The 7,135-nt window shown below is 59.8% G+C and carries 5 protein-coding genes; all 5 read right to left on the bottom strand.

The features are described from left to right. Positions 1–35: 35 nt before the first annotated feature. The 5 genes from NW844_RS11655 to NW844_RS11635 all read right to left on the bottom strand — a co-directional run bounded on the left by NW844_RS11655 (position 36) and on the right by NW844_RS11635 (position 6,989). Positions 36–878 carry an ABC transporter ATP-binding protein gene (locus tag NW844_RS11655; RefSeq protein ID WP_414335841.1) on the bottom strand — a complete coding sequence of 281 codons (843 nt, stop codon included), beginning with the start codon at positions 876–878 and terminating at the stop codon, positions 36–38. A gap of 36 nt (positions 879–914) precedes the next feature. Next, a complete protein-coding gene (locus NW844_RS11650; RefSeq protein ID WP_414335839.1) occupies positions 915–2,906 on the bottom strand; it encodes a nitrate ABC transporter ATP-binding protein in 1,992 nt (663 codons plus the stop codon). Between the two features lie 81 nt (positions 2,907–2,987). Next, complete coding sequence (gene ntrB / locus NW844_RS11645; RefSeq protein ID WP_414335837.1) at positions 2,988–3,923, bottom strand: nitrate ABC transporter permease; 936 nt, start codon at positions 3,921–3,923, stop codon at positions 2,988–2,990. Between the two features lie 147 nt (positions 3,924–4,070). After that, positions 4,071–5,375, bottom strand: a complete 1,305-nt coding sequence (locus NW844_RS11640) for a CmpA/NrtA family ABC transporter substrate-binding protein (protein WP_414335836.1) — start codon at positions 5,373–5,375, stop codon at positions 4,071–4,073. A 60-nt stretch (positions 5,376–5,435) separates the two neighbouring features. Then, positions 5,436–6,989: a ferredoxin--nitrite reductase gene (locus NW844_RS11635; RefSeq protein ID WP_414335834.1), complete on the bottom strand. Its 1,554-nt coding sequence runs from the start codon at positions 6,987–6,989 to the stop codon at positions 5,436–5,438. Between the last annotated feature and the right edge of the window lie 146 nt (positions 6,990–7,135).

Below are 7,135 nucleotides of genomic sequence, written 5' to 3'. Positions count from 1 at the left end.
GGGAGAGGGGCTGGGGGTGAGGGTTAACTCCCTGATTAGTTCTCCTCATGGGCAAAGCGACGGTAGAGAAAGTCGAGGGCAGAGTTGCGCAACTCGTAAAATTCCGGCATTTCCATGATGCGCGCGCGGCTGCGCGGTCGCCCAAAGGGGATCGTCAAAATCTCGCCAATATGGGCAGCAGGGCCATTGGTCATCATCACCACCCGGTCTGCCAGATAAAGAGCCTCGTCGATGTCGTGGGTAATCATCAAAACCGTGCAGCGGTGATCTCGCCAAATGGCCAGCAGCTCATCCTGCAGCTCTTGCTTGGTAATGGGATCCAAGGCCCCGAAGGGCTCATCCAGCAACAGCACTTCTGGGCGCACCGCCAGCGCGCGGGCAATGGCCACTCGCTGCTTCATACCCCCGGAGAGCTGCTTGGGCCGCTTGTGGGCTGCTTCGGCCAAACCCACGAGTTCTAGGTGTTCTTGAACGATTTCCCTTTTCTCTCTAGGGGATTTATCGGGATAGACCTGGTCCACCACCAAATAAACATTTTCAAAAGCCGTCAGCCAGGGCAGAAGGGAATAGTTTTGGAACACCATCATCCGATCCGGCCCTGGGGCGGTGATGGGCTGGCCCTTGAGGGTGATGGATCCCGAAGTAGGAGCAGAAAACCCGGCCACCATGTTGATCAAGGTGGACTTGCCGCAGCCGGAGTGGCCGATGATGCAGACAAATTCGCCGGCGGCCACTTCCAAGTTGACATTTTCTAGCGCCACAAAGGCTCCTGCCGCCGTAAAGTAGGTCTTGCCCACATTCTGAAGGGAAAGAAGGGGCAGACCTGAGAGGGAAGAGGCTGAAGAAAAGGACAAAGAAGTTAAGCGAGAGTGGGTCATCATAAAGCCTTCCAGTTGAGTTCAGTAGGGCAAAAACTAGACCTTGCTGAGGGGGTATTCCTGCAGCTTCAGCTCCTGGCGAATGGCCACCGACTCCAGGTAGTTCAAGGGATCCTCGCCATCAAAGCGGGATCCGTCGGCAAAGAGCAAAGCCCCGCGATCGTGGGCCCGATCCGGCAGCCCCAGTTCTCTGGCAGCTAGGGCGTAGGTTTTGTCATCCAGCACTTGGTCGAGGACAGCAACCCAATTGCGAGGGAAGGGGCAGATGCCCCAGCGAGCCATCTGCGTCAGGATCCAGAGATGCTCCAAGCGTTCGGGGCAGGTGTTGCGCCCGTTGGCAAACTGGTGGAAACCGACAATCACCTGCGATTCATCGGCAATGCCCCGCTGCAGGATGCCCCTCCACCCCGGCTCCAGATCGGCTGTGACCACGCCCACATACTGGGGCTGGGCCAGCCACTCCAGGATCTGGGGACGGTGCTGCGGCTGATCGCAGTAGTGACAGGCCTCCAGCAGCGCCTTGACCAGAGCCACGTGGGTGCGGGGGTAGCTTTGGGCCCAGTCTTGGCGCACCGCCAGGACTTTCTCGATGTGGCTGGGCAAGAGTTCGGGAGTGGTGGCAACGATAACCCCCACCTGTTCCCGCACAGCGCGGGAGTTCCAGGGTTCGCCCACGCAGTAGCCGTCGATGTTGCCGGCCTTGAGGTGGGCCACCATCTGCGGCGGCGGGATCACCGTCAACGTCACATCTCGATCCGGATCCACGCCGCCGCTGGCCAGCCAATAGCGCAATAGGAAGTTGTGCATCGAGGCCGGGTGCACCACCCCCAGCGTATGAACCGTATCGGGAGTTTGGCGGAGGTACTGGCGAAGATCCCAGGGGCTCTGGAAGGCCTGCAGCAGGAGTCGGCGCCCAAAGGTGATGGCGTTGCCGCCGCGGGAAACAGTAAGCGCAGTTACCAAAGGCACCGGTACCCCGCCCACCCCCAGGGTAGAGGCCAAAGGGATCCCGGCCACCACCAGGGCCGCATCCAGCCGACCGGAGCGGCTCCCTTCCCAGATGGTTTTCCAGCCCGGCTCCCTGACCAGCGTGACCTGTTCCAGGCCGTACTTCTGAAACAGGCCCTTTTCTTGGGCCACCACCAGAGGGGCGCAGTCGTTGAGGGGCACAAAGCCAATTGCCAAGTTGACTTTTTCCAGCCCCCCCTTGGCGATGGCCACACGGGTAGGAGTTTTCTGGCGGGCCCGCTTTTGCTGGTTGAGAAAGTAGATCATCTCCCCCCGCAGGCTGTAGTACTCGGGGTGATTCACCACTTCCAACCGGTGGCGCGGCCGCGGAAACGGGATCCGCAAGATCTGGCCGATGCGGGCCTCCGGGCCATTGGTCAGCAGCACCACCCGATCCGAAAGCAGAAGCGCCTCATCCACATCGTGGGTAACCAAAATACAGGTGAGCTGCTCCGCCTGGGCAATCTCCATCAGTTGCTCCTGCAGGCTGCCGCGGGTGAGGGCGTCCAACGCCCCAAACGGCTCATCCAGCAGCAGCACCCGCGGGCGAATGGCCAAAGCCCGGGCAATGGCCACCCGCTGTTTCATCCCCCCCGACAGATGGGCGGGCCGCTTGTCGGCTGCCCCCTGCAAACCCACGCGGCGGATGTGCTCTTCCACGATGCGGGCTCGCTCTGCTTGGGGAAGGGATCCCAGCACCTCGTCCACGGCTAGGGCGATGTTTTCCCGCACCGTCAGCCAGGGCAGCAGGGAATAGTTCTGGAACACCACCATGCGCTCCGGGCCGGGCTCCGTCATCTGCCGGCCTTCCAGCAGCACGCCGCCGCGGGAGGGTTTTTCCAGGCCGGCGATGATGTTGAGGAGGGTGGACTTGCCGCAGCCGGAGTGGCCAATTAGCGAGACAAATTCCCCTTTTTGGATCTCCAGATGGATGTCTCTTAGAGCGGGATAAACCTCCCCATTGTCCAGGAAAAAGTCTTTGTCTACATGGTCAACTTCGATGTAGGGCTGAGTCTTCATGATGCTACCTAAGGGATCCCTTGAGATTCATTTTTGAAAAGTGAGCAAACTGTCAGCAGCCAACTCCGGGCTCAGTCCAACCTAGTGATCCTCGGCAACCACCAGCGAGCCAATCCAAGCCGTAACCCGATCCAACAAAAGGCCAACCAGGCCGACATAGATCAAAGCCACAATAATTTCGCTGATGCGGGAGCTATTCCAGGCATCCCAAATGAAGAAGCCGATGCCCACCCCGCCAACCAACATTTCTGCAGCCACAATCGCCAGCCAAGAGAGGCCCACCCCGATGCGCAGGCCGGTAAAGATGTAGGGCACCGTGGCCGGAAAGACAATCTTAAAGAAATACTTCCAGCCGGACATGCGTACAATTCTGGCCACATTGCGGTAGTCCTGTGGGATCCGCTGTACACCGGCAATGGTGTTGATCAAAATGGGCCAGAGGGCCGTGATGAAGATAACAAAAATGGCGGAGGGGTTGGCATCGCGAAAGGCGGCCAAAGAAATCGGCAGCCAAGCCAGAGGTGGCACCGTGCGCAACACCTGAACAATGGGATCCAAAGCCTCATGCAGCCAGCGGTTGACCCCGATCACCATGCCGCCCAAAACCCCCACCAGACTGGCCAAGAAAAACCCAATGAACACCCGCTGCAGGCTGGCCCAGATTTGCCAGAACAGTCCTTTGGCGTTGCCGCCGTAGTCAAAAAAGGGATCTTTAATGAGGGGATCCCAGGTGTCCTGCCAAACTTGGAGCGGGGTGGGCAGGTTGGCGCCGGGCCGGCTGTAGAGGATTTGCCAGAGCAGGAGCACGATGAAAATTGCCGTAGCGGGCAAGAGAATGCGGCGCAGCGCTTGATGGATCCGGACTCGTTGCCTCCAAGCGGATCCAGAGCTCGTGGCAGAAGGGATCCCGGCATGGGCCTGAAGAGAGGCACCTTGGCTCAGCAGCCAACGGCCTAAGCGGATGAGCAAAGGGAAGAGGTGGCAGCCCACCTTCAAGGCAAAGTGGAGAAGATGCATAGTTTGCTGAGAGTAGGGCTATGGTCAAAGTCAGCGTAGGGAAAGTGCAAGAGAGAAGAGGTTTAATTTGAACCTGTCTGGGGGCTCTTAGGGAAATCTCTCGGACAGGGGGCTTGCAGGTGTTCTGCAAGCCCTGGAAGGAGCAGGCTAGGCCAGCTTCTTGATGGCCAATTTCTCCAGATAGGCAGCCGGATTTTCGGGGTCGAACTTCACCCCATCGAAGAAGGTTTCCACGCCGCGAGAGGTGCTGGGGGGAATGGCGGCCTCTTGGCCAATGGCTTTGGCGGCCTCGCGCCAGAGATCTTCTCGGTTGACCTTGTCCACCAGGGCTTTGGTATCCGTGTCGGCGGGCAGATAGCCCCAGCGGATGTCTTCGGTCAGGAACCAAAGGTCGTGGCTCTTGAAGGGGTAGGAAGCATTGTCTTGCCAGAACTTCATCAGGTGGGGGCTGTTTTGCACCACTTTGCCGGTGCCGTAGTCAAAGGTGCCTTTGGCGCGACCCAAGATATCGGCCACAGGAACCCCCAGCCAGCGGCGGTCGCCGATGATCCGGCACATTTCCTCTTTGTTCTCCATTTGGTCGCACCAGATCTGGGCTTCTTGCACCGCCTTCAACAGCGCCAAGGTGGCTTTCGGGTGGGCATCCACCCAGTCAGCCCGCAGAGCAAAGGCTTTCTCAGGATGGCGATTCCACAGCTCGCCGGTGGTGAGGGCGGTATAGCCCTCTTTTTGGTTCACCAGTTGAGCATTCCAAGGCTCGCCCACACAGAAGGCTTCCATCGTTTTGGATTTCATGTTGGCCACCATCTGGGGGGGCGGCACCACAATGACAGAGACATCGCCATTGGGATCGATCCCGCCGGCGGCCAGCCAGTAGCGCATCCACAGGTCGTGGGTGCCGCCGGGGAAGGTTACCGCGCATTTGGGATCCCTGCCGGCAGCTCGCGCTTCCGCAAACTTGGCTTTGAGGGGGGAACTATCCAGGCCAATTTGCAAATCCCGGTACTCGTTGGCAATGCTGATGCACTGACCGTCCAAGTTCAGGCGGGCCAGAATGTACATCGGTACCGGCTTGCCATCGGTAACTTTGCCGGTGGTGATGAGATAGGGCATGGGGGTGAGAATGTGCGCCCCATCGATGCCGCCAGCAGCGGATCCCAGCACCAAGTTGTCGCGGGTGGTGCCCCAAGAGGCCTGCTTGACCACCTCCACGTCCTTCATGCCGTACTTGTCAAAAAACCCCTTCTCTTTGGCGATGATCAGGGGGGCGGCGTCGGTGAGAGCAATGAACCCCAGCTTGGCCCGCGGGGTCTCGGGAGTATCGGCCTGGGCCACCCAGTAGCCCTGACCCAAAGATTGCGATTGGGCGCGTGGGATCCCAGCCGCGGCTGCTCCTGCTGCCAGGGCGGCTGCCCCGGCCAAAAATTGGCGACGGGAGAACAGTTTAGACATCGGAACCTCCAAGATTTTGAACGACGCAGAGAGAAAACCTTCCCCAGACTTGGCCCCTACTTAGCAAGCCATCACGGGGGAAGAAGCAGTTTGAGCAGCCGATGGACGCTGGCGCGGCCTGGCCCCGAAGTGCTCAATCAGCAGCTCCACCAAGACGGGCTTGAGGTCTTCGCAAGGGATCCCTCGACGCACACATTCGCCCAGCTTGGCGTCTTTGCCCACTTCTCCCCCCATGTAGATGTCCACCGCTTCCACCGGCTTGCCGTCCTTGCGGGCGGTGGTGCCCATTAGGCCGATATCGGCCACCTGGGGCTGGCCGCAGGAGTTGGGGCAGCCCGTCCAGTGGATGCGCACCGTCTGCGGGATCTCCAGCTCGGCTTCCAGCTCTTCCATTAGAGCCACAGCGCGGTTTTTGGTCTCGATGAGGGCAAAGTTGCAGAACTGGTTGCCCGTGCAGGACACCAGCCCCCGCTGCAAGGGCCCTGGGTTGGGGGAGAACTTTTTCAAGAGCGGCTCTTTAAGCAGCGGCGCCACCCGCGAATCGGGCACATTGGGGATGAGCACGTTCTGCTCCACCGTCAGCCGCAGCTCCCCGGAGCCGTATACCTCCGCTAGGCGGGCCAGCTCCATCATCTCCAGGGCATTCAGCCGTCCCACCGGCACGTGCAGGCCAACGAAGTTCAAGCCCGGCTGCTTCTGGGCATGCACCCCCAGGAGATCCCGCTTCTGCCAGACCACCTCATCTTTTTCCGCCGCTCTGGACAGCGGATGGCCGATCTGCCGCTCCACAGCCGCCCGAAACTTCTCCAGGCCCCACTCGTCAATGAGCCACATCAGCCGCGCCTTCTGCCGGTTGGCCCGCAGGCCGTGATCCCGGTAGACCAGCAGCACCGCCTCGCACAGAGGAACCACATCGCGCGGATCCACCCAGACATCCAGCCCGATGGCCTCGGCACAGCGGCGGGCCGAAAAAAAGCCCCCCACCAAGACGTTGAAGCCCAGCTTGCCCGCTTTGAAGGCCGGCACAAAGGCCAGGTCGTTGATCTCCGCATGAACGGAGTTGTCGCGACAACCGCAGATGGCGATGTTAAACTTACGCGGCAGATTGGTGAAGGAAGGGTTGCCCTCGCCGTTGTTGGTTACCATGTCCTGCACCTTGCGGGTGAGGCCGCGCACGTCAATCAGCTCATCTGGGTCAATGCCCGCAAGGGGGGATCCCGTAATGTTGCGCACATTGTCCATGCCCGACTGGATGCTGGTTAGGCCCACCTCCTTCAAGTAGCCCAAGATCTGGGGCATCTCCTCGATGGGGATGCCGCGCAGTTGCAAGTTCTGCCGGGTGGTGATGTCGGCTACGCCATCTTTTCCATAGGGATGGATGATCGCCGCCAACATCCGCATCTGGCCGCTGGTCAGGATCCCATTGGGCAGGCGCAGCCGCAGCATAAACTGGCCGGGCGTGCGCTTGCGAAAGAAGATCCCCAGCCACTTGAGGCGGTGATCCCGGTCGTCTTCAGGGATGTTCTCCCAGCCCATGCGGGCAAACGCTTCCAGCTCGGCTTTGACCGCCAGCCCGTCCTTTTCGCTTTTGAGGCGCTCAAATTGGTTCGCCATCGTCGCTGCCGTAGGGTAACACCGGCTACCTTAGCGATGGCCAACCGTTAACTTTGGTATTTGCCATTACATTTTGTAACAAGTTATGCCGTTTTGTCATTTTCCAATTGCGGTTTGTGCATAAAAGTAGGCTTGCAAAGGTGAGG

Origin of the sequence: Synechococcus sp. H55.2, from assembly GCF_047462495.1 — a bacterium.
GTDB lineage: Bacteria > Cyanobacteriota > Cyanobacteriia > Thermostichales > Thermostichaceae > Thermostichus.
The sequence above is the reverse complement of the archived record's forward strand: the minus strand, read 5'-3'. Positions and strand labels throughout refer to the sequence as shown.

What these genes read in the sequence shown, in the direction of transcription:
- NW844_RS11655 (WP_414335841.1), bottom strand. Translation starts at nt 878, where the DNA reads ATGACCCACTCTCGCTTAACTTCTTTGTCCTTTTCTTCAGCCTCTTCC.
- NW844_RS11640 (WP_414335836.1), bottom strand. Translation starts at nt 5,375, where the DNA reads ATGTCTAAACTGTTCTCCCGTCGCCAATTTTTGGCCGGGGCAGCCGCC.
- ntrB (WP_414335837.1), bottom strand. Translation starts at nt 3,923, where the DNA reads ATGCATCTTCTCCACTTTGCCTTGAAGGTGGGCTGCCACCTCTTCCCT.
- NW844_RS11650 (WP_414335839.1), bottom strand. Translation starts at nt 2,906, where the DNA reads ATGAAGACTCAGCCCTACATCGAAGTTGACCATGTAGACAAAGACTTT.
- NW844_RS11635 (WP_414335834.1), bottom strand. Translation starts at nt 6,989, where the DNA reads ATGGCGAACCAATTTGAGCGCCTCAAAAGCGAAAAGGACGGGCTGGCG.